The sequence below is a fragment of the Dactylosporangium sp. NPDC050588 genome (assembly GCF_040654975.1).
GTDB classification, from domain to species: Bacteria; Actinomycetota; Actinomycetes; order Mycobacteriales; family Micromonosporaceae; genus Dactylosporangium; species Dactylosporangium maewongense.
Map to the genome: position 1 here is coordinate 1 of NZ_JBFAJA010000079.1, position 21,488 is coordinate 21,488.

Genomic DNA, 21,488 nt, shown 5'->3' on the forward strand with positions numbered 1-21,488 from the left:
GCCGAAGCGCCGAAGCGCCGAAGCGCCGAAGCGCCGAAGCGCCGAAGCGCCGAAGAACGAGACACGAAGAGGGCCGGCGGGAGAAGATCCCGCCGGCCCTTGCCGTTGTGCAGAAGTGCGAGGTGCAGCAGTGCGAAGTGGCTACGCCTCCGCCTTGACCAGGGGTGGGGGTTCGATCAGGGGGCGTTCGGCGGGTTCGGGGTTGAAGACGCCGCCGTCGGGGTCCTCGCCTTCGTAGGTGTCGCGGACGACGTCCATCTCCGGGTGCCTGATGTCGCGGATGACGTAGCCGACCAGGACCGCGAGGGTCACCAGGCGCAGGATCGAGGCGAGGACGAACACGCCCTCCGGGAAGACCTGACGACCCGAGGCGCCCATGAGCTCGCCGTAGAACGAGACGAAGTACAAGACCTCGGCCGCTTGCCAGGCGAGGAAGGCACCCCAGCGGGGCCGGGCGAGGACCGCGAGGGGGATGAGCCACAGGACGTACTGCTGCGACCACACCTTGCCGGTGAGCAGGAACGCGGCCACGATCAGGAACGCGAGCTGCGCGAGGCGGGGTGTGGTCGGGGCGGTGAGGCCCAGGACGAGGATGCCAACGCAGCAGATCAGGAAGAGGCCGAGGTAGAGCACGTTGAGGGTGGCGTGCTCAGGATCGGTGTCGAGGTTCTGGAAGTAGGGGAACCCGTACTGGCCGGAGCCGCGCGGGAAGTGCGCGCCGATGTACCAGAGGGTGCCCCAGTCGATGCCCCGCTGGGAGTTGAAGTCCCAGAACTTGATCCAGGAGTCCCAGTAGAGGGCCGCGATGGGCACGTTGACGGCGAGCCAGGTGCCGGCGCCGACGCCGAAGGTGGCGAGGGCCTCCTTCCACTTGCCGGTGCGCAGGCAGAGGACCAGGAGGGCGCCGAGGATCAGGACCGGATAGAACTTCGCGGCCGTCGCCAGGCCGAGGAAGAGACCGGCGAGCAGTGGTCTTCGGCGGGCCCAGCACGCCATGGAGATGGCGGCGAGGCCGACGCAGAAGAGGTCCCAGTTCACGGTCGCGGAGACGAACAGCGCGGGTGCCGCGGCGAACATCGCGGCGTCCCAGGGCCTTCGGCGCCGGACGGCGAGCGTGGCGGCGACCGCGGCGATGCCGAAGGCGCTGAGCACGACCGCGTTGAGGTCGTAGAAGGTCTGGCCGGGGTTGTCGAGCGCCCCCTGCTGGCCGAGGGAGTGCACGGGCAGGCCGAGCACGCCCATGAATGCGCCGGTCAGGACCGGATACTCGACCTGGTGGTCGGCGTAGGGGACCTGGCCCTCGTTGAGGCCCTCGGCGTAGTAGAGGGCCAGCACGTCGGTGTAGCAGAAGTACTTGTACTGCTTCATGTCCGCCCAGGCGCCGTCGCGGCAGGGGGACTTCTGCATCCAGGAGAAGCTGAGCATGGCGCAGATCAGCAGCAGGACCACCCGCGCGGGGGTCCAGAACCGGTTCGGTGTCCGCACGGCGTGACTGCCCAGGGGCCCACCGATCGACTCGGAGAGGCCACCGACGAAGCGGTCGGAGGTGGCGGGCTCGTCATTCAGGCGGTGCTCGGGTCGCACAGTCGGCGGCATCGCATCACCGTACCGTCGCAACCTCCGGGGCGGGTGCACCACCCGACGTGGTTTCCTCGCCGACCCGCCGGATCGGCATCGCGAACAGCAGCACGACGGCGAGCAGGACGTACCAGTTCTCGATGAAGAATCCGAGGACGCCCTCGCCCCACGGGTCGACGGGCAGGCCCTGGTCGTACAGCGACACCATGCCCACACCGACGGTGACAGCGATCAATACGGCGAGCCATCGCCGGCCGGCGTCGAACAGGACGACGATGGCGGGCGCGAACCAGTAGATGTGGTGGATCCAGGTGATCGGGCTGGCCAGGCAGCCGACGAGGCCTGCGATGGTGAGCCCGACGAGCTCGTCGCCGGCGAGCGCGGCGCGGCGGGCCCGCCACAGGCCGACGCCGACGACGGTCAGCACCAGCAGCACCCACAGCCAGCCGGGGGCGTCATACCGGGCGAGCAGCCCGCGCAGCGACTGGTTAGGGATGTACGCCGTCTTGCCGATCCCCTCGCCCTTCCACAGCGTGTCGGTCCAGAAGTCCCACGAGGCGCGGGGCGCGACCGCGGCGGCCAGCAACGTGGCGGCGGCGGCGCTGACGATCGCCGTGATTCCCGCCCGGTACCGGCGGCTGACCAGCAGATACACGATGAAGATCGCCGGGGTGAGCTTGATGGCGGCGGCGAGCCCGATGAGCACACCCGCCCACCGGCTCCGCCGCGGCAGCAGCACCAGCAGGTCGCCGAGGATGAGCACGATCAGCAGCACATTGATCTGGCCGAAGCTGAACGTTTCACGGATCGGCTCGAGCGTGGTGAACACGACGGTCGACAGCACCAGCGCGAAGGTCAGCGACCAGCCGTGCCGGCGGGCCGCCGGGGCGACGAGCCAGTACGTGGTGATCAGCAGGCCGGCGCAGGCGAGGATCGCGTAGACGGTGACGGCGGCGTTCTTCGCCAGCAGCGCGAAGGGGACCAGCACCATCGCGCCGAACGGCGGATAGGTGAAGCCGAGCTCGCCCTGCGTCATGTCGGGTTTGGTGAACGTGTAGAGGTCGTGCCCGTCGAGCCACCAGTCGACGGCCTGCCGGTAGATCTTGAGGTCGTAGAAGTGGTGCCGGATGCCATACCACCAGTGCGCGTAGGCCACCAGCGCTATGAGCAGCGCGAGCAGCCCCCACCGGACGGCCTTCAGCCTGCCCGCTTCCAACGGACACCCCCAAACGACAGCGGCCACGGTCCCGGCGAACATACCGCCGTTACCGTGGCCGCACATCTTCGGCCTACCTTGATCAGCGTCTTCGTGTCGGCGTGGGGAAGATGCCGCCACCGATGCCGCCCGGGCCCGGGCTCTGCGTGTCACCGGGGTTGCCGCCGTTGCCGTTCCCATTGCCGTTGCCGTTCCCCGGACCGCCCGGGAGGCTCGGTTCGACCGGGAGGCTCGGCTGCGGCGAGATGCCGGTGCCGACGTCCTGGTTGCCGACGTGCTTCGGACCCGGGAAGTTGATCTTCGGCTGCTTCATGATGGCCTCGGCCTTGTCCATGAAGTCCTGCCAGATCGGGCCGGGCAGGTTACCGCCGATGACGCCCTTGCCGCTGCTGTCGACGATCTTCTGCTCTTCGGCCTTGTTGCCGACCCACACCGCGGTCGCCAGGCCCGGCGACTTCTTGCCCGGGTCGTAGGCGGTATAGCCGACGAACCACGCGTGCGCGTTGGCGGTGGTGTCGCGCAGCTGCCAGGTGCCGGTCTTGCCGGCGATCTGGCGGCCGTCCTTGAGCTTCAGGTTGTAGTGCTTCGGCACGCCCTGCAGGACGGTGTTGAGGTCGTCGGCCATCTGGTCGGTGAAGCCCGGGATGCGCTTCGGGTTGATCACCTCGCCGTAGGTCTTCTTGCCGTCCTCCCACACCTCCTTCAGGAAGTGGGTCTTCGCCGCGACGCCGCGGGCGGCGAACGTGGCGATGCCGCCGGCGTGCTCCAGCACCGTCACCGGGTACTGACCGAAGGCGACCTCGGTGTTGAAGTACTTCGGGAACACGTCGGAGCCCTTGTTGGCCACGAGGTCGATCTTCTTGGACTTGTTGTCGACGTTGGCCCACATGTCGGTGATGCCGGCCGCGCGGGCGGTGTCGATCACCTTCGCCGGGCCGACCTTCTCGGCGAGCGCGAAGAACGGCACGTTGAGCGACATGACGGTGACCTCTTCCAAGGTGCACCACTTGCCGTCGCCCGACTTGCACTTCGGCGACGAGACCGCGCCCTCACCGGCGTTCTTGACCGGGTTCTTCGCGGTCCGGCCGCTGGCCGGGAACTGCTGCGGCGAGTCGCCGTTCCAGTAGGAGTCGATCGTGTAGCCGGCCATCAGACCGGTGGCGAGGGTGTAGACCTTGAACGTCGAGCCCGGCGGGTGGCCGCCGCAGCAGCTGTCTTCGCCGTTGCTGAGCACCGGGTCGTTGTAGTAGCCGGCGAAGTCGCCACCGTTGCCACTGTCGCCGCCGTAGTAGGCCTTGACCGCGCCGGTGCCCGGCTCGACGGCCACGAGCGCGGCCTGCAGGTTGCCCGGGTACTTGTTGATCCGCGACTCGGGGTTGCGGCTCGCCTCCTGGACCGCGGCCTGCTGCAGCTTCTGGTCGACGGTCGTGACGATCTTCAGACCACCGTTGCGGATCTTGTCGAAGTTCTTGCTGCCGTCGGGGTCGACACCCTCATACAGCGGGGCGTTGGTCTTCGGGTCCTTGAGCGCCGCGACCTCGTCGAGCACGTGGTGCACGATCAGGCCCTCGGGCTTGTCCATGCTGCCCTGCGTCTTGACCGCGTTGGCCCGGGCGACGGCCGGCGCGATGACCGTCGTCGGGTAGGCCATCTTCGTGTCCGCCTCTTCGGGCTTCACGAACTTGAGCGAGAGCATCTGCCCCTTGATGTAGTTGAACCGATCCGTCGCCTGCTGCTTGTCGATGTTCGGATCGAAGGGGCTGCCCTTGGCGTTGTTGCCCTCGGGGTTCTTGATGATGCCGGCCAGGACCATGCCCTCGGCCATGCTCAGTTCCTTCGCGGGCTTGTTGAAGTACGCGATGGATGCCGCCTGGATGCCGTACGCCCCTCGCCCGAAGTAGACGATGTTGAGGTACATCTCCAGGATCTTGTCCTTCTCGAACTCCTGGTTGAGCTTCAGCGCGATGACGGCCTCGCGCAGCTTCCGCGCGTAGGTGACGCCCTCGAGGTCGGCCCAGTGGCGCGCGTACTGCTGGCTGATCGTCGAGGCGCCCTGCCGGTCGCCGCCGGTCACGTTGTTCCACGCCGCGCGGACGACGCCTTTGTAGTCGACGCCGTCGTTGGTGTAGAAGCTGTTGTCCTCGGCCGCGACGACGGCGTGCTGCACGTCGAGCGGGATCTCCGTGATCGGGATGACCGTGCGGTTCTTGTCGCCGATGCGGCCCATCGGGGTGACGCCGTCGGCGTAGTAGATCGTGGTCGACTGCTCCATGGCCAGGTCCTCGGGCAGCCCGACCTGGTCGAAGTAGTAGGTGCCGCTGACCATGCCGATGCCGGCGATCATGATGAACGAGGCGATCGCGGCGATGACGATGTTGCGGCGGCGCCGGCGCTTGGCCTTGGCGCTGCTGCTCCGGCCCCGGCCAGGGCCGCTGCCGCCGGCACCACCGGGGCCGTCGGGGCCACCCGGGCCGCCTGGACCGCCCGGCCCGCCGGGACCGTCGCCGAAGCCCTCGGCACCCATCGACACCGACGCGCGGCCGACGGTGGCCCGGCCGACCGTCGCACGGCCGGCGGAGGAGCCGGGCACCGACGCGGACCCGGACACGGAGGCAGAGCCAGACACCGAGGCGGAGCCGGAGACGGACGCCGACCCGACCGACGCCGACCCGGACGCGCCGGACACCGGCACGGACGCGCGCCCGGTGCGCGGCTCGTCGCCGCCCGGGCGCCCTACGCTGGCGCGGCCGACCGTTGCCCGGCCTGCGGCACCGGCGCTCGGCGCGGGTGGCGGCAGGGCAGGCGGCGGTGGAAGGGGCGGCACGCCGAAGTCGTCACCGTCTGGTCCCGGAAAGGATCCAGGAACCTGCGCCCGGCCCGAGGGGGAGTTGGTCGGGTCACCGTAGTTCATTCGTCCCACCTTGCCGGTTGCGTCGTTGTCGCATGCTCCGTCGCCACCATGTCTGTGAGCTGAGGCACTCGTCGGTCAGGTCTCAAAGTCTGCGGTCCCGGGCGTCAAGCGGCCGTGAGGCCGCGAGGTCACCGCTCGTCAGGGCATCGATGCAAATCGGCCCGCAGCGATCGCGGGCCAGGTTCACTCGGCCGCCCCTCCTCGGGCCCGCGTCGTTGACCGACCGCCGGCTCCATCGTCCGATCCGGCCGTCAGGCCGTCGCGACCCAGAAGATATTGCTCCACGAGGTGGTTCCAGCCGCAGGCGCGACAGACCTCCACCACGTAGACGTGAAACTCACTCAGCGTCATCGCCAGGAGTGGCAGCTCGGTCAGGCGGCGAGCCTGACCCGACGACTGCCGCAGCTCATCCCCATAGATGTAATGCACATGGGTGAGGTTCTCCCGGCGGCACACCGGGCACAGCTCCTCCGTCGGCTCACCGTGGAACTTCGCTGCGCTCTTCAGGTATGGCGACGCGTCGCACACCTCATAGGTGCCGACACGCCCGGAATGCACCTCACGCAGCAGGGCGCGTCTCCGCAAGGAGAAGTCGACCACCTGACGCTGGGTACGCATGCGCCGAGGGTACGCGGTCCCGCGCCGCTCGGCGACATCGGTCACGATCGGTAACCGTCGGATAGACGATCAGAGGTGTGGTCCAGGCCACTTGGTCACGCGCGTTGCATCCGTTCGGCTGGGGGCCTACCGTTGCGATGTATCGGGCCGATACATCGGATCGGGTAAACGGAGGGAGGCCGGGAATGCTCGAACTGGCGATCCTGGGTCTCCTGCACGAGTCCCCGATGCACGGTTACGAGCTGCGTAAGCAGCTCACGACCAAGCTGGGCGCGTTCCGGGCCGCGATCAGCTACGGCTCTCTCTACCCCACACTGCGCCGTCTACAGACGGACGGCTGGATCACCGAAGGTGCCCCGCCGACTGGCATGCCGGCGTCACCCGACGAGGTCCCGTTGCTCACCGGCAAGCGCGGCCGCGTGGTCTACACGATCACCGCCGAGGGCAAGGAGCGCTTCCAGGAGCTGCTCACCGCCGCCGGCCCCGAGACCTATGACAGCGAGGCCGGCTTCGGCGTCCACTTCGCCTTCTTCGCACGCACCGACCCGGCGACCAGGTTGCGGATCCTCGAGGGCCGCCGCCGCCGGGTGGAGGAGCGTCGCGAGGGCATGCGCGACGTGCTGAGCCGGGCCGCGGAGCGGCTCGACGCCTACACCCTGGAGCTGCAACGCCACGGCCTGGACGCGTGCGAGCGCGAGGTCCGCTGGCTCGAAGAGCTCATTGCGAACGAACGCAATGGCACCACCCCTCAGCCGCCTTCGGCAGATCCGGAGCGGTCATCGTGAACAACAAGAAGGAGGCATCCGCGATGGGCTCCGTCCGCGTTGCCATCGTCGGTGTAGGCAACTGCGCCTCGTCCCTGGTCCAGGGCGTGGAGTATTACCGCACCGCCGACCCGAATGACCGGGTACCGGGTCTCATGCACGTCAAGTTCGGCGACTACCACGTCGGTGACGTGCAGTTCGTCGCCGCGTTCGACGTCGACGCGAAGAAGGTCGGCCAGGACCTCGCGGCCGCGATCAGCGCCAGCGAGAACAACACCATCCAGTTCTGCGACGTGCCGCCCACCGGCGTGACCGTCCAGCGCGGACCGACCCTCGACGGCCTCGGCCAGTACTACCGCGAGATGGTCGACGAGTCCGACGAGCAGCCGGTCGACGTGGCCGCCGCGCTGCGCGAGGCTCAGGTCGACGTGCTCGTCTGCTACCTGCCGGTCGGCTCGGAGCAGGCCGCCAAGTACTACGCCCAGGCCGCCATCGACGCGGGCGCCGCCTTCGTCAACGCGCTCCCGGTGTTCATCGCCTCCAACCCGGAGTGGGCGCAGAAGTTCACCGACGCCGGGCTGCCGATCGTCGGCGACGACATCAAGAGCCAGGTCGGCGCCACGATCGTGCACCGCGCCCTCGCGAAGCTGTTCGAGGACCGCGGCGTCGAGCTGCTGCGCACGTACCAGCTCAACTTCGGCGGCAACATGGACTTCATGAACATGCTGGAGCGCACCCGCCTGGTCTCGAAGAAGATCTCGAAGACCCAGTCGGTGACCTCGCAGATCCCGCACGAGATGGCGAAGTCCGACGTCCACATCGGCCCGTCGGACCACGTGCCGTGGCTCGACGACCGCAAGTGGGCCTACATCCGCCTCGAGGGCAAGTCCTTCGGCGACACCCCGCTCAACGCGGAGCTGAAGCTCGAGGTCTGGGACTCGCCCAACTCGGCCGGCGTCATCATCGACGCGCTGCGCGCCGCGAAGATCGCCAAGGACCGCGGCATCGGCGGCCCGATCCTGTCCGCGTCGAGCTACTTCATGAAGTCGCCGCCGGTGCAGTACAACGACCACGACGCGCACCAGTCGGTCGAGCAGTTCATCGCCGGCGAGATCGAGCGCTGAACCACTCCTTATAACTAGGAACGCCCCTCTCCGGACCACCGGAGAGGGGCGTTTCTCATGACAGGCCGAACTCGCGCTCGATGCGGACCTTGGCCTCCAGCTCCAGCAGCACCTTCTTGCGCCAGATGCCGCCGCCGAACCCGACCATCTTCCCGTCGGCGCCGACCACGCGATGGCACGGCACGATGATCGGCAGCGGGTTGCGGTTGCAGGCGACCCCGACCGCCCTGGCCCCGTCCGGCTCGCCGACCGCGGCGGCGATCTGCCCGTACGTGCGCATCTCCGCATACGGGATGGCCCACAGCGCCCGCCAGACGGCCCGCTCGAACTCCGACCCGCCGCGCACCGACAGCGGCACCGTGAACGGCGCCGACTCCCCGCCGAAGTAGCCGGTCAGCTCCTCGATGGCCCGCTCCAGCACCGGATCGCCGGCGGGGGCGAGCGGACCGGCCGCGCCTCCGAAACGCACCGAGCACACACCGGTGTCGTCCACCGCGATTCCGACCGAATCGATCGGCGCCTGCATCTCCGCCCAACGCACGCGTCAATTGTGCCCGAAAACGCGAGTGTCAGATTTGCGTCGGATGGATACCCTGCTAGTTCCAACGGGGAGGGGGCGCGATGGATGTGGTGTTCCTGGTCGTCGGCGGCCTGGGCGTCCTCGTGCTGGCCTTGTCGCTGTTGCTCGGCGACCTTTTCCATTTCGACGTCGACCATCCGGACGCCGGCGGCCTGTTCTCATTGCCGGCGATCGCCGGGTTCATCGGCGCGTTCGGATTCGGCGCGGCGATCGTGTCGGCGCTCGGCGTCCCGGGGGGCTCGGCCGTCGCCGCCCTCTGCGGCATCGCGGCGGCCTTTCCGACGGCCTGGTTCGCGACCCGGCTCGCCCGGATGGCGATGAACATGCGTACCGACGCGACACCGACGCAACGGGACATGATCGGCACCATCGGCGTCGTCGTCACCCCCATCTCCGTGAACGGTTTCGGCGAGGTGCGGATCTCCCTCGGCGGACAGCCCGTGAAGCTCAGCGCCCGCGCGGACCATCCGATCGCGCTCGGCGCGCGGGTCCTCGTGGTGGAGGCGACCAGTTCCACCAGCGTGATCGTCGAAGAAACCCCTTTGTAGGTCGAGTAAACCCTTTTTCAAGAAGGGACGTACATATGAATACGGTCCTGCTCATCGCGATCGGCGGCGGCGTGCTGCTGATCCTCTTCCTGATGCTGTTCATCGTCGCGCGGATCAAGGTCGCCGGCTCCAACGAGGCATTCATCATCACCGGCCGCAAGGGCAAGTCGGTGCAGGCGCTCGACGGGTCGCGCTCCACCGACCTGTCCGGGCAGAAGGTCGTCATGGGCGCCTCGGTGTTCGTGGTGCCGATCGTGCAGAAGCTCCAGGTCCTGGACCTGTCCAGCCGCCGCATCCACGTCGAGATCACCGGCGCGGTCAGCAAGCAGGGCATCCGCGCCAACCTGCAGGGCGTCGCGATCGTCAAGGTCGGCGGCACCGAGGACGCGATCCGCGCCGCCGCCCAGCGGTTCCTCAACCAGCAGCAGGGCATCGACCTGTTCACCAGCGAGGTGCTCGCCGGCGCGCTGCGCTCGATCGTCGGCCGGCTCACCATCGAGGAGATCATCCGGGACCGAACCGCGTTCGCCAGCGCGGTCGCCGAGGAGGCGGAGCACTCGCTGACCAACCAGGGTCTGGTGCTCGACACGTTCCAGCTCCAGGACATCCTCGCCGACGGGTCCTACCTGAAGGACCTCGGCCGCCCGGAGGCCGCCCGCGTGCTGCGGGACGCCGCGATCGCCGAGGCGCACGCCCGCCAGGCGGCCGAGTCGGAGCGGCTCAAGGCGGAGGAGGCCATCGCCGAGGCCAACCGCAACCTGGCGCTCAAGCAGGCCTCCATCCAGGCGGAGATCGACGCCGCGAAGGCCCGGTCCGCCGCGGCCGGCCCTCTCGCCCAGGCCGAGCGCGAGCAGGTCATCCTGGCCGAGCAGCAGAAGGTCGCCGAGCGCAACGCCGAGCTCAAGCAGCGCCAGCTCGACACCGAGGTCCGCAAGCCGGCCGACGCCGAGCGCTACCGGGTGGAGCAGGAGGCGGAGGCGGCGAAGAACGCCGCGATCTTCAAGGCCGACGCGCAGCGGCAGTCCGTCATCGCCGCGGCGCAGGGCTCCGCCGAGCAGGCCCGCCTCACCGGTGAGGGCGAGCGGTCCCGCCGGGCCGCGCTCGCCGAGGCCAACGCGATCGAGGGCGCCAAGGAAGGTGAGGCGGAGCAGCGCCGGCGCGTCGCGATCGCCGAGGCCCTGGAGCGGGAGGGTTCCGCCGAGGCGTCGGCGATCCTGGCCCGCGGCCAGGCCGAGGCCGAGGCGATGAAGCTCAAGGCGGACGCGTTCGCCGCATACGGCGAGGCCGCGATCCTGGACCTGCTGGTGCGGGTGATGCCGGAGGTGGTCAAGGCCGCGAGCGAGCCGATGGCCAACATCGACAAGATGACCGTCATCTCCACCGACGGCGCGTCGTCGCTGACGAAGTCGGTCGCCGGCAACGTCGCCCAGGGCCTGCAGCTCAGCACCGACCTGACCGGCATCGACCTGGCGAAACTGCTCGGCCGTCTCAGCGGCATGGTCGCGGACGAGCCCGCCAACGGCCGCGCCGCGGTCGAGGCGCCGAAGCCCCGGCAGGCCTGACAGACCCCGTCGACGGCCGAGCCGCCGTCGACGCGCCGGAGCCGTGGGTGAGCCCGCCGACCGCGGGCCCGCCCACGGCCGAGGTGCGGTCAAGCCGCCAAAGGGCTGAGCGAGCCGTAGGCTTTTGGCGTGTCCACCGCCACCGCAGCCGCTCATCCACAGTCCCACTTCGTACGGGCGGTCCTGCGGCAACGTGGCTTCCGCCGCCTGCTCGGCGTGCGGATGGTGGCGCAGATCGGCGACGGCCTGTTTCAGGGCGCGCTGGCCGGCACGGTGTTGTTCAACCCGGAGCAGCGCGCCGGCGGCATGGCCATCGCCGCCGGCTTCGCCGTCCTCCTGCTGCCGTATTCGCTGATCGGGCCGTATGTCGGGGTGTTCCTCGACCGGTGGCGGCGGCGCACGATCATCCTGCGGGCCAACCTGCTGCGCGCCGTCCTGGTGCTGCCGATCGCGCTGTACATCTGGCAGGGGCACGAGTCGCCGGTGCCGTTCCTGCTGGCGCTCGTGGTCACCGGGTTGAACCGGTTCTTCCTGGCCGGGCTGTCCGCGGCGACCCCGCATGTCGTCGACGACCACATGCTGGTGACCGCCAACTCGTTCGCCGCGACGCTCGGCTCCCTCAGCTTCTCCCTCGGCATCGGCGTCGGCGCGACACTGATCAAGACGGTGCTGGCCACGTCGTTCCACGGCTATGCGCTGGTCGCCTCGATGGCGGCCGCCTTCTACCTGGCGTCCGCGCTGATCGGCCGGTCGTCGTTCGCCGCCGACGAGCTGGGGCCCGACGCCGCGCAGCAGACCAAGAGCTCGATCCGGCAGGCGGTCGGCGAGGTCAACCGCGGCACCGTCGCCGGGGTCCGCCACCTCGCCGCGAAGCGCGGCGCCGCCTATCTCGTCCTGGTGCAGGCGGTGTTCCGGCTGCTGTACGGCGTGGTCCTGCTGGCCTGCCTGCTGCTGTTCCGCTCCGTGTTCAACACCGGCAGCGAGGTCAGCGACTCCTTCGGTACCATCGCCAACGCCTTCGCCGCAGGCGGCGTCGGGATGCTGCTGGCGTCCTTCGTGACCCCGCCGGTGGCCCGCCGGATGGGCGGCTGGCGCTGGGTGACGGTCGTGCTGGCGGCCACGGGCGCGGCGATCCTCGGCTTCGGGCTGCCCTTCGACCCGGTGCTGCTGCTCGGGGCGGTCTTCGTCACCAGCCTCGCGGCCCAGGCGATCAAGATCGTCACGGACACGTCACTGCAGCACGAGTGCGCGGACGAGTTCCGCGGGCGGGTGTTCAGCATCAACGACACCGCGTTCAACATCATGCTGGTCGCCGGCATGTACATCGGCGCGCTGACCCTGCCCTACACCGGCCAGTCGGCGGTGGTGCTCAGCGGGGTGGCGATCTGCTACGTGCTGACCGCCGTGGGCTACGCGGTGCTCGGCGGCCGGTGGGCCCGCCGGGTCGGCGACGACATCGCACAACCCGGCGGGAAACAGCTCACGTATCCGTAGCCTCAGCTGTCCTTCTTCGCCTGCACCTGGGTCGTCGTGTTCGAGAACGACAGGATGCTGCCGCTGCACGTGTACTTGCTCGGCGTGTCGTCAGCCTCGAACTGCTGCTCCTCGCTGTTGCCCGTGGACGGGACGGCGACCACCATCTTGCCGGTGGCCTGCACGTCCTCGTACACGATGCTGCCGCTGGTGGTGTGCACCGTCGCGGTGACGGTCGCGTTGACCGTGGCCGTGATCGCCACCGTTGTGCCGGAGATCGTCGGGTTGGCCTTGTAGACGCTGTCCTTGTAGGTCTCGGTGTAGGTGCCGTCGGCGTTGAACTTCAGCTTCGAGCCGTTCTTGTCCAGCGTGAGCTTGAGGCCGCCCTCGACACCATCCATCGGCGTTGTCGAGCTGTAGCTGGTGGTCGTCCAGGAGCCGATCAAGCACGAGTCGATCGCCGCGCTCGGCTTGGCGCTCGCCCCGGCGCTCGCACCGGCGGTGGTGGTCTTGCCCGGGTCGGCGACGTTCTTCGGGTCCTCGTCCTTGCCGCGCAGCGCGACCACGGCGACGATCGCGATCACGAGGACCACGACCACGCCGGACAGCGCGATCAGCGGCATCATGAACTTGTTGCGCCGCGGCGGGGTCGGCGACGCGCCGTACTGACCGCCGTAGGTCGCCGGCGGGAACGCCGGCGGTCCGCTGACCTGGCCGGGGTAGGCCGGTCCGCTGACCTGGCCGGGGTAGCCCGGCTGGCCGCTGACCTGGCTGGGATAGCCCGGCCCGCTGACCTGCTGGTCGGGGAACGAGGGTCCGCTGCTTTGGTAGCCGGCATAGGGCGCGCCGTACGAGTCGCCACCGTAGGGCGAGCCGCTCACCGGCGGTTGCGGCGCCTGCGGGACGCCTCGATAGGTGCGGCACTGCGTGCAGTAACCGTTCGTATCAATGCCCATGCCGCCGCAGGTAGGACACGGCTGCATGTCTGCCTCCAGAGTTTTTCAGGGGTGGCCGGGCCCACAACCGTGGGTGCGGCCGAAAAGGGGGGAACGTGTAGCGACGGTAGCTGACCCGGTCTACGTGCAGAACCGGCTGAATCGCCACATGCACGACCCAACCGGGGTCAGAGTTCTGACAGCGTTGAACCTGCCCCGAGTCCTCCAGGAGAATGTGAGCCGTGCCTCAGCCGCTGGTCGTCGTCTTCGCCGGAACGTCGTGGGACGGGGTGACCGGCTCTGACCGGCTGCTCGCCTCGGCGCTCACCTCACATGCTGACATTCTCTGGGTCGATCCGCCGATCTCTGCGGCGACTCCGGACCGATACCGTTACGGCGCCTCCCGCCTGGGCGTCTCCCCGCAGATCCGTCAGGTGTCCGACGGTGTGACGCGGCTGACGCCGCGGGTGCTGCCGCTGCACACCCGCCCCTACATCAAGGTCAGCACCGCGGCGCTGATCCGCTCGCAGACCCGCTGGGCGCTGCGCAAGCTCGACCGCCGGCCGGCCGCGGTGATGGCGTGCAACCTCGTCGACGTCCTGCGCAGCTGGGGTCCCGGGGTGGCCAAGGTGCTCTACGGCACCGATGACTATGTCGCCGGCGCGGAGCTCATGGGGCACGACGCGGCCCGGGTCGCCGAGGACGAGCGACGCCAGCTGGACAACGCCGACCTGGTCGTGGCGGTTTCCACGGTACTGGCGGAGCGCTGGACGGGACTGGGCGCCAAGCGCGTCGAGCTGATCCCGAACGGCGTGCAGACCTCGGCGTACCGGACCCCGGGCGAGCCGGCCGAGCTCCCGAAGCCGCTCACCGGGCCCGTGGCGGGGGTGATCGGCCAGTTCTCCGACCGCACCGACTTCGAGCTCCTCGCCGCCCTGGCCGACGACGGCGTGTCGCTGCTGCTGGTCGGGCCGCACGACGCCCGCTGGGAGCCGGACCGTTTCCCGGCGCTGACCGAGCGGCCCAACGTCGTCTGGGTCGGGCGGCAGCCGTTCGAGTCGCTGCCGACATTCCTGCGGCATATCGACGTGGGCGTCACGCCGTACCGTGACACGCCCTTCAACCGGGCGTCGTTCCCGCTCAAGACGCTGGAGTATCTCGCGGCCGGGAAGCCGCCCGTGAGCACCGACCTGCCGGCGGTGCACTGGCTCGACACCCCCCTCGTGCGGATCGCCGGCACTCCGAAGGCGGTGGTCGCCGCGGTACGGGAGGCGGCGGCCGAGGCGCACGACCCGGCGCTGGTGGCCCGGCGGCAGGCGTTCGCCGAGCAGCACTCGTGGGCGGAACGGGCGAAGGCAATGGCGGTGGCCCTGCCGCTTTGAACCGTTTGTAATCGTATGATCACATAATGTCATCACCTCCACCGCCTTTGTCCGCTTCGCCGCCGGATCCCGATTCCGGGCACGACCCTCGAGGCGCTCGCGACCCTCGCGGCGCTCAGGACCCTCGCGGTCCACGCCGGTTCGAGCTGGAGTCGGGTCCGCCGGCGCGGCCGTCGCTGCCGTCCCGTGCGCACGATCCCGACGCGTACGAGGAGTACGAGTACCGGGAGCCCGTGTACGGGTTCCCGTCCTTGGCGTCGGCCGCCCATCAGCCTTCGTCCGAGCACGAGGTGCCGGACTACGAGCCGCCGCGGCCCGGTGCGCCGCGGCCGCAGGAGCTCGCCGAGCCGTTGCCGCCGTCGGCGCCGGACCCGACCCTCCCCGCGTGGCTGCGGCCGGCGTACACCGCCGATGACGTGCCTGACTTCCATCCACCGGGCGAGTCCCGGCATGGTGCTTCCCGCGGCCCTTCGCAGGGCCCCTCCTTCGATCAGCAGCCACCCGGTCCCGCCGGTCCCGCCGGTCCGGCCGGTTCCGGCCCGGGATCCGGCCCTGCTTCTGGTGGCCCGCCCGGGCAGCGCAAGCGGCGGCGCTGGGTCATCCCCGTCGTCGGCGGGGCCGCCGCGCTGCTGATCCTGAGCGGGGCCGCCACCGTCCTGCTGTACGTACGGGCCAACGACTCGGTCGACACCACCGCCGGTCCGGTCGTCTCCGTGGCGGCGTCGACGGCCGAGACGGGCACCCAGAGCGCACCGAGCGCCGGCGACGGCACGAGTCGCGGTCCCGCGGCCGGACCGAACGGCGCGGCATCCCCGTCGGCTCCCGGTGCGGGCGTGACGTGCACGTACTCGCCCGCGGACCGCGGCGGCGGCGAGCCCCGCCTGGTGGCCACGCCCGCGCCGCGCGCGACGCTCACCGGCAAGCCGAACGCCACGCTGGAGACCAACCTCGGTGCGATCGGGATCCAGCTGTACGCCGACCGGGCGCCCTGCACGGTCAACTCGTTCGTCCACCTGTCCCGCGACGACTTCTACAGCGACACGCCCTGCCACCGGCTCACGACCGAGGGGCTGTGGGTGCTGCAGTGCGGCGACCCGGGCGGCACGGGGACCGGCACGCCCGGCTACCAGTTCGGCGAGGAGAACCTGCCGACGACGCTGCCACCGTACCCGCGGGGCACGCTCGCCATGGCGAACGCCGGGCCGGGCACGAACGGCTCGCAGTTCTTCATCGTCTACAAGGACAGTGCCATCCCGCCGGACTACTCCGTGTTCGGCCAGGTGACGAGCGGTCTGGACCTGCTGGACCGGATCGCCGCCGCCGGCACCACCACGGGGGGTGCCGACGGCGCGCCGAAGCTGGCCGTGAAGATCACGGAGATCAGGGTTTCGTGAGGCCCTCGGCGGCAGCCCAGCGCAGCAGCTCGGCCTCGGCCTCGTCCCGGTCGAGCGGGCCGCGCTCCAGCCGCAGCTCTTTGAGGTGCCGCCAGGCTCGACCCACGAGCGGGCCGGGCGGCACCCCGAGCAGTTCCATGATCGCGTTTCCGTCGAGGTCGGGCCGGACGCGGGCCAGGTCCTCCTCGGCGGCGATCCGGGCGATCCGGGCCTCCAGCGCGTCGTAGTCGGCCGCGAGCTGCGCCGCCTTGCGCCGGTTGCGGGTCGTCACGTCCGACCGGGTCAGGCTGTGCAGGCGCGACAGCAGCGGCCCGGCGTCGGTCACGTAGCGGCGCACCGCCGAGTCGGTCCACTCGCCGCGGCCGTACCCGTAGAAGCGCAGATGCAGCATGACCAGCTCTGAGACGTCCGAGATCACGTCCTTGGGGAACTTGAGCGCCTTCATCCGCTGTTTGGTCAGCCGCGCGCCCACGACCTCGTGGTGGTGGAAGCTGACGCCGCCGTCCGGGCCGACCGCCTTGGTCGCCGGCTTGCCGACGTCGTGCATCAGGGCGGCCATGCGCAGCGTGAAGTCCGGGCCGTCGCTCTCGTGGCCGATGGCGTTGCGCACGACGATCAAGGTGTGCTCGTAGACGTCCTTGTGCTGGGCGTGCTCGTCGATCTCCAGCTTGAGACCGGTCACCTCCGGCAGGAACGTCTCGGCCAGGCCGGTGTCGACCAGCAGCCGCAGGCCCGTGATCGGGTCGGCGCCGCACATGAGCTTGACGAACTCGTCGCGGATCCGCTCGGCCGTGATCCGTGCGAGGTCGCCGGCCATGGCGGTCATCGCCGCGCGCACCTCGGCCGCGACGGTGAACTGCAGCTGCGCGGCGAACCGTGCGGCCCGCAGCATCCGCAGCGGATCGTCGGCGAACGACTCCTCCGGGGCGCCCGGCGTGCGCAGGACACGCTCGGCGAGGTCGGTGAGGCCGCCGTACGGGTCGGTGAACTCGTGCCCCGGCACCGAGACGGCCATCGCGTTGACGGCGAAGTCACGGCGGCGCAGGTCGTCGACCAGGTTGTCGCCGTACTGGACGATCGGGTTGCGGCTGACGCGGTCGTAGGCGTCGGCGCGGAACGTGGTGACCTCGATGCGCAGGCCCTTGCGGGCGAGCCCGATCGTGCCGAACTCCTGGCCGGTCGTCCACACCGCCTCGGCCCAGCCGTCGATGATCCGCAGCGTCTCCTCGGGCCGGGCGTCGGTGGTGAAGTCCAGGTCGTCGCCGAGGCGCCCGAGGAGCGCGTCACGCACCGAACCGCCGACGAGGTGCAGCTCGTGCCCTGCCGCAGCGAACCGGCGGCCGAGCTCGTCGGCGACGGGGGAGACGCGCATCAGCTCGTGCACGGCACGGCGCTGGGCGTCGGTGAGGGCGTGGGTGCTCCCGGCGCGCGCGGCTTCGGCCCGTGCGGCTTCGGCCCGAGCGGCGTCGGTTCGTGTGGTTTCGGACATCGGTCGGTGAGCCTATCGCGAGGGCATGTGCGGTGGGCAAGGAGCGGACACCGAGGGTAGTCGCCGTGTCGGCGACCGGTCGTGTGATTTGTCGGCTCCTCGGTCGAGCGGTGGAAATGTCGGGGGGTGCCACTATGGTCTGTGCTGCGAGCGGAAGCACGGCCGAGTTGGGGTGTGGCGGATGGACCCGGCAGACGACGGGCGCTGGAGCAACGAGCCGACGGCGGTGCTTCGGCCGGTGACCGAGGGCGCTCACCGGGCGCCTGATCCCGTGGATCCCGCCAACGCGCCGACGGTCAGTCTGCCGTTGGTCACCGCGCGACCCGAGGCCCCCCTGGTCGAGGAGTCGGAGCCACCGCAGGGTCCGGGCGACGACGAGAGCACCGGCACGGTCGTGCGCAACAGCAGCACCATGGCGATCCTGAGCCTGGTGAGTCGCGCCACCGGCTTCCTGCGGGCCGCGGCGATCTCGGCCGCGATCGGCGGCTTCGCCGTCGGCGACGACTACACGCTGGCCAACAACCTGCCCAACCAGATCTATGAGCTCCTGCTCGGCGGCGTCCTGGCCAGCGTGCTGATCCCGACGCTCGTGCGGGCGCGCAAGCAGGAGCCCGACCGGGGCGAGGCCTATGCGCAGCGCCTGCTGACCCTGGCGGTGGTCGCGCTCGGCGCGGCGACGCTGGTGGTGGTCCTGGCCGCGCCGCTGCTCACCGCGGTCTACACGGTGGGCAACGACCGGGTCACGGCGACCGACCGCGACCTGATCACGCTGCTGGCGTATCTGCTGCTGCCCGAGATCTTCTTCTACGGGCTGGCCGGCATCTTCGCCGCGATCCTCAACGTGCGGGGGCACTTCGCCGCCCCCATGTGGACACCGATCCTCAACAATTTCGTGATCATCGCCACGGCCGGCATCTTCGTGCTGCTGCCCGGCCCCAACCTGCCGACGCCCGAGTCGATCACGCTGCCGCAGGTCCTGGTGCTCGGCATCGGCACCACGCTCGGCATCGTGATCCAGTCGCTGGGCCTGTGGCCGGCGATGCGCAAGACGGGCTTCCGCTGGAAGTGGCGCTTCGACTTCGGCAAGCTCAACCTCGGCGAGCTGGGCCGCCTCGGCACCTGGATGCTGCTCTACGTCGGGGTCAACCAGATCGGCATCACGGTCGTGATGGTGCTCGCGAAGAACAACTCCCTGCGTGGCGGCGACGGCCCCGCGATCTTCAACAACGCGTTCCTGATCTTCATGATGGCCCACGGCATCGTCGCCGTCTCCGTGATCACCGCGCTGATGCCGCGCATCTCGTCCGCCGCGGCCGACGGCAGGTTCGGCGACGTCACCGACCAGCTCTCCCAGGGCACCCGGCTGGCGTCGGTGATCCTCATCCCGGCCGCCGCCATCTACCTGGTGCTGGGCCAGCCGCTCGCCGTCACGCTGTTCAACTGGGGGCAGTATGACTACGACACCGCCCTTGCGACCGGCTGGGTGGTGAGCGCGGCGGGGCTGGGCCTGCTGCCGTTCGCGCTGAGCCAGATGCAGACCAGCGTCTTCTACGCGATGCGCGACACGCGCACGCCCGCCCTGGTCAACATCGGCGGCGTGGCCGTCCGGCTGCTGCTGGACGTCGCCTTCTACTTCGTCCTGCCGATCGCGGCCGTGACGGCCTCGCTGATGGTGGGCACGGCGCTCTCGTTCGTCGCGGCTCTGGTGATGGGCTACTGGCTGCTGCGCACCCGCCTGGGCCGGCTCGGCCTGGCGAAGGTCGCCGACACCCTGGGGCGGCTCGCGGCCGCCGCGGCCGTCGGCGGTGTCCTCGCCCTCGCCGTCTCCTGGGCCATCGGCAAGATCCTCGACCCGGGCAAGATCACCAGCTTCGTGCAGCTCCTCGTGGGCTGCGCCGTCCTGCTGGCCGCCTACGCGGCGACCGCCCTGGCCCTCCGCGTGCCCGAGGTCCGTCAGTTCGCCGGCTTGATCAAGGGCAAGCTGGGCCGATGACCGTCCTCAACCGGCCGCCCCGGGGCGGAGCTCTACCGGCCGGACCTCCGGAGGCCACCGCGCGAAGTTGTGCGGAAGGTCGCACCGGCGTGCGTCGTTTCCGGGTCCGTCGGGTCGCGCCGTTCCCGCCGGTGGGCGGATCGCGAGACGGGGCGAGCCGGTGAAAGACGGGTGAAAGGTATATGACCGCTATGTCCAGGCATGGGTGATCAATTGGCATCGCCGTGGGTGGTCCGGAGAAGATGACGTGTCGGAACCCTTAGACCTGACCGGTAAGGTCAACCTCGACGCCCCGCCGGAGCGCTTAGGCTTAGTGACTGCGACTCGCGTTACGACGGACGCCCCAGGTGAGCACACGAATCGGAAGGGAGGACGGGTGGCTGAGCTCGACGAAGGGCTGGAGGCCTCGGGAGGAATTCCGCAGGTCCTGACCTTCGGCACCCCATCCGTCGGTGAAATCCTTGCCGAGCGATACCAGCTCGAAGAGCACATCGGCAACGACTCATTGGGCCGTCAGCTGTATCGCGGGATCGACGTGATCCTGCGGCGGCCGGTGGCGGTCGTCCTGCGCTACCCCGGTGGGGAGAGCGCCAAGGAGATGCTGGGCGCGGCCGTGGCCGCCAGCCGGATCGTCCACCCCCACCTGGTCGGCGTCTATGACGCGATCGACGAGGGCAACCGGGCCTATGTGGTCCGGGAGTGGGTCGACGGGATCGCGCTGCGCGAAATCGTGGCGTCGGGTCCGCTGGACGCGGGGCGGTCGGTGGCGATCGCGTGGGCCGTCACGGACGCCGTGGCGTCGCTGCACGGGACGGGGATGGCGCACGGCAACGTGCACCCCGGCACGGTGCTCGTCGCGCACGACGGACGGGTCGTGCTGACCGACGCGCGGGCCGACGACCTGGCGACCCCCGAGACGGACATCCGGGCCATCGGTGCGGTGCTCTACTGCGCGCTGACGGGATACTGGCCGCATCGCGAGGCCGGCACCTATTCGGTGCCGGACGGCGTGCGCGACAGCTCCGGCGCGCTGGCGGCGCCGCGGCAGATGCGGGCCGGCGTGCCGACGCATCTCGACTCACTGGTGACGGACCTGCTCAACCCTGACCTGCCACTGCCGTCGGCGGAGTCGCTCGCCGGGGAGCTCGCCTCGTTCGGGCAGTTCGACGAGAGCGACCTGGCCGAGAGCGGCGCAGAGCGCGGCGGCGAGCAGCTCGACTTCGAGGCGTTCGACGCCGCGTCGCAGTCCACCGCGCCGCCGAAGCCCGCGGGGCGGAAGCTGGCCGTGGGTGTCGTGGGCCTGCTCGTGCTGGCGCTGGCCGGCACGCTCGCCGCGGCGAAGGTCCTCGGCGACCCGGCGACGCCCACTGAGACGCCCCCCTCCGCGGCGGGCAGCAGCGCGCCGCAGCAGGCGAAGCCGCCGGCCGGCCAGCCGACGGTGCTGACGCTCAAGTCGTCCCAGGTCCGGATCGTCGACCCGAAGGGCAACCGGTCCGAGGTCAAGGACGCCGAGAAGACGATCGACGGCATGACCGAGACGACCTGGCGCACGGAGCGATACCCGAAGGCCGACTTCGGTGGCAAGAAAGACGGCATGGGCGTCTGGCTCGACCTCGGCGAGGCGAGGCAGATCGTGTCCGTGGAGGTCAAGCTCGCCACCCCGGGGGCCAGCGGCGAGCTGCGCACCGGCACCACCGACTTCGGTAGCGGCGCCACGCAGGACCAGCAGACCGTCGACCAGTACAAGGTGGTCGAGAACACGGCAAAGGCCGCGATGGACCCCACGAACCTGTACGTGGGTCCGGCGCAGCCGACGCGCTACCTGCTCGTCTGGATCACGAAGCTGCCCAAGGAGAGCAGCGGCAGCGGTTATCGAGTTGCCATCGCTGAGATAACCGTTCGAGTCCAGTAGTCCCACAAG

16 protein-coding genes are annotated in these 21,488 nt (G+C 70.0%); 9 read left to right on the top strand and 7 right to left on the bottom strand.

The window, feature by feature from the left end; genetic code table 11:
* Nucleotides 1-141: 141 nt before the first annotated feature.
* The 4 genes from AB0I21_RS42250 to AB0I21_RS42265 all read right to left on the bottom strand — a co-directional run bounded on the left by AB0I21_RS42250 (nucleotide 142) and on the right by AB0I21_RS42265 (nucleotide 6,323).
* Nucleotides 142-1,596, bottom strand: a complete 1,455-nt coding sequence (locus AB0I21_RS42250; RefSeq protein WP_360569309.1) for a glycosyltransferase 87 family protein — start codon at nucleotides 1,594-1,596, stop codon at nucleotides 142-144.
* A 4-nt stretch (nucleotides 1,597-1,600) separates the two neighbouring features.
* On the bottom strand, nucleotides 1,601-2,794 hold the full coding sequence (locus AB0I21_RS42255) for a glycosyltransferase 87 family protein (RefSeq protein ID WP_360569310.1): 1,194 nt from the start codon (nucleotides 2,792-2,794) through the stop codon (nucleotides 1,601-1,603).
* 82 nt (nucleotides 2,795-2,876) lie between these two features.
* Nucleotides 2,877-5,402: a transglycosylase domain-containing protein gene (locus tag AB0I21_RS42260; RefSeq protein ID WP_360569311.1), complete on the bottom strand. Its 2,526-nt coding sequence runs from the start codon at nucleotides 5,400-5,402 to the stop codon at nucleotides 2,877-2,879.
* 486 nt (nucleotides 5,403-5,888) lie between these two features.
* Complete coding sequence (locus tag AB0I21_RS42265) at nucleotides 5,889-6,323, bottom strand: DUF5318 domain-containing protein (RefSeq protein WP_360569312.1); 435 nt, start codon at nucleotides 6,321-6,323, stop codon at nucleotides 5,889-5,891.
* A 185-nt stretch (nucleotides 6,324-6,508) separates the two neighbouring features.
* Between AB0I21_RS42265 and AB0I21_RS42270 the strand changes: the two genes are divergently transcribed.
* Nucleotides 6,509-7,108: a PadR family transcriptional regulator gene (locus tag AB0I21_RS42270; RefSeq protein ID WP_344508541.1), complete on the top strand. Its 600-nt coding sequence runs from the start codon at nucleotides 6,509-6,511 to the stop codon at nucleotides 7,106-7,108.
* Nucleotides 7,109-7,131: 23 nt separating this feature from the next.
* A complete protein-coding gene (locus tag AB0I21_RS42275) occupies nucleotides 7,132-8,211 on the top strand; it encodes an inositol-3-phosphate synthase (protein ID WP_360569349.1) in 1,080 nt (359 codons plus the stop codon).
* A 55-nt stretch (nucleotides 8,212-8,266) separates the two neighbouring features.
* Here AB0I21_RS42275 and AB0I21_RS42280 read toward each other — a convergent pair whose 3' ends face one another.
* Nucleotides 8,267-8,680 carry a methylated-DNA--[protein]-cysteine S-methyltransferase gene (locus AB0I21_RS42280; protein WP_360569313.1) on the bottom strand — a complete coding sequence of 138 codons (414 nt, stop codon included), beginning with the start codon at nucleotides 8,678-8,680 and terminating at the stop codon, nucleotides 8,267-8,269.
* 152 nt (nucleotides 8,681-8,832) lie between these two features.
* Between AB0I21_RS42280 and AB0I21_RS42285 the strand changes: the two genes are divergently transcribed.
* From AB0I21_RS42285 to AB0I21_RS42295, 3 genes are all read left to right on the top strand, one after another.
* On the top strand, nucleotides 8,833-9,339 hold the full coding sequence (locus AB0I21_RS42285; RefSeq protein ID WP_360569314.1) for an NfeD family protein: 507 nt from the start codon (nucleotides 8,833-8,835) through the stop codon (nucleotides 9,337-9,339).
* A gap of 35 nt (nucleotides 9,340-9,374) precedes the next feature.
* Complete coding sequence (locus AB0I21_RS42290) at nucleotides 9,375-10,901, top strand: SPFH domain-containing protein (RefSeq protein WP_360569315.1); 1,527 nt, start codon at nucleotides 9,375-9,377, stop codon at nucleotides 10,899-10,901.
* Between the two features lie 129 nt (nucleotides 10,902-11,030).
* Nucleotides 11,031-12,395: an MFS transporter gene (locus tag AB0I21_RS42295; RefSeq protein WP_360569316.1), complete on the top strand. Its 1,365-nt coding sequence runs from the start codon at nucleotides 11,031-11,033 to the stop codon at nucleotides 12,393-12,395.
* A gap of 2 nt (nucleotides 12,396-12,397) precedes the next feature.
* Here AB0I21_RS42295 and AB0I21_RS42300 read toward each other — a convergent pair whose 3' ends face one another.
* On the bottom strand, nucleotides 12,398-13,330 hold the full coding sequence (locus AB0I21_RS42300) for a hypothetical protein (protein WP_360569317.1): 933 nt from the start codon (nucleotides 13,328-13,330) through the stop codon (nucleotides 12,398-12,400).
* A 221-nt stretch (nucleotides 13,331-13,551) separates the two neighbouring features.
* Between AB0I21_RS42300 and AB0I21_RS42305 the strand changes: the two genes are divergently transcribed.
* Nucleotides 13,552-14,691, top strand: coding sequence for a glycosyltransferase (locus AB0I21_RS42305; protein WP_360569318.1), 1,140 nt, complete (start codon nucleotides 13,552-13,554; stop codon nucleotides 14,689-14,691).
* A gap of 233 nt (nucleotides 14,692-14,924) precedes the next feature.
* Nucleotides 14,925-16,085 (top strand): peptidylprolyl isomerase, encoded by a 1,161-nt coding sequence (locus tag AB0I21_RS42310; RefSeq protein ID WP_360569319.1) that lies wholly within the window; start codon nucleotides 14,925-14,927, stop codon nucleotides 16,083-16,085.
* Here AB0I21_RS42310 and AB0I21_RS42315 read toward each other — a convergent pair.
* On the bottom strand, nucleotides 16,072-17,574 hold the full coding sequence (locus AB0I21_RS42315; protein ID WP_360569320.1) for a CCA tRNA nucleotidyltransferase: 1,503 nt from the start codon (nucleotides 17,572-17,574) through the stop codon (nucleotides 16,072-16,074). The genes AB0I21_RS42310 and AB0I21_RS42315 overlap by 14 nt on opposite strands.
* Nucleotides 17,575-17,755: 181 nt before the next feature.
* On the opposite strand from AB0I21_RS42315, the gene murJ reads away from it, so the two are divergent.
* Both murJ and AB0I21_RS42325 read left to right on the top strand, forming a co-directional pair.
* Nucleotides 17,756-19,567, top strand: coding sequence for a murein biosynthesis integral membrane protein MurJ (gene murJ, locus AB0I21_RS42320; RefSeq protein ID WP_360569321.1), 1,812 nt, complete (start codon nucleotides 17,756-17,758; stop codon nucleotides 19,565-19,567).
* 376 nt (nucleotides 19,568-19,943) lie between these two features.
* Nucleotides 19,944-21,479 (top strand): protein kinase family protein, encoded by a 1,536-nt coding sequence (locus tag AB0I21_RS42325; protein WP_360569322.1) that lies wholly within the window; start codon nucleotides 19,944-19,946, stop codon nucleotides 21,477-21,479.
* Nucleotides 21,480-21,488: the final 9 nt, after the last annotated feature.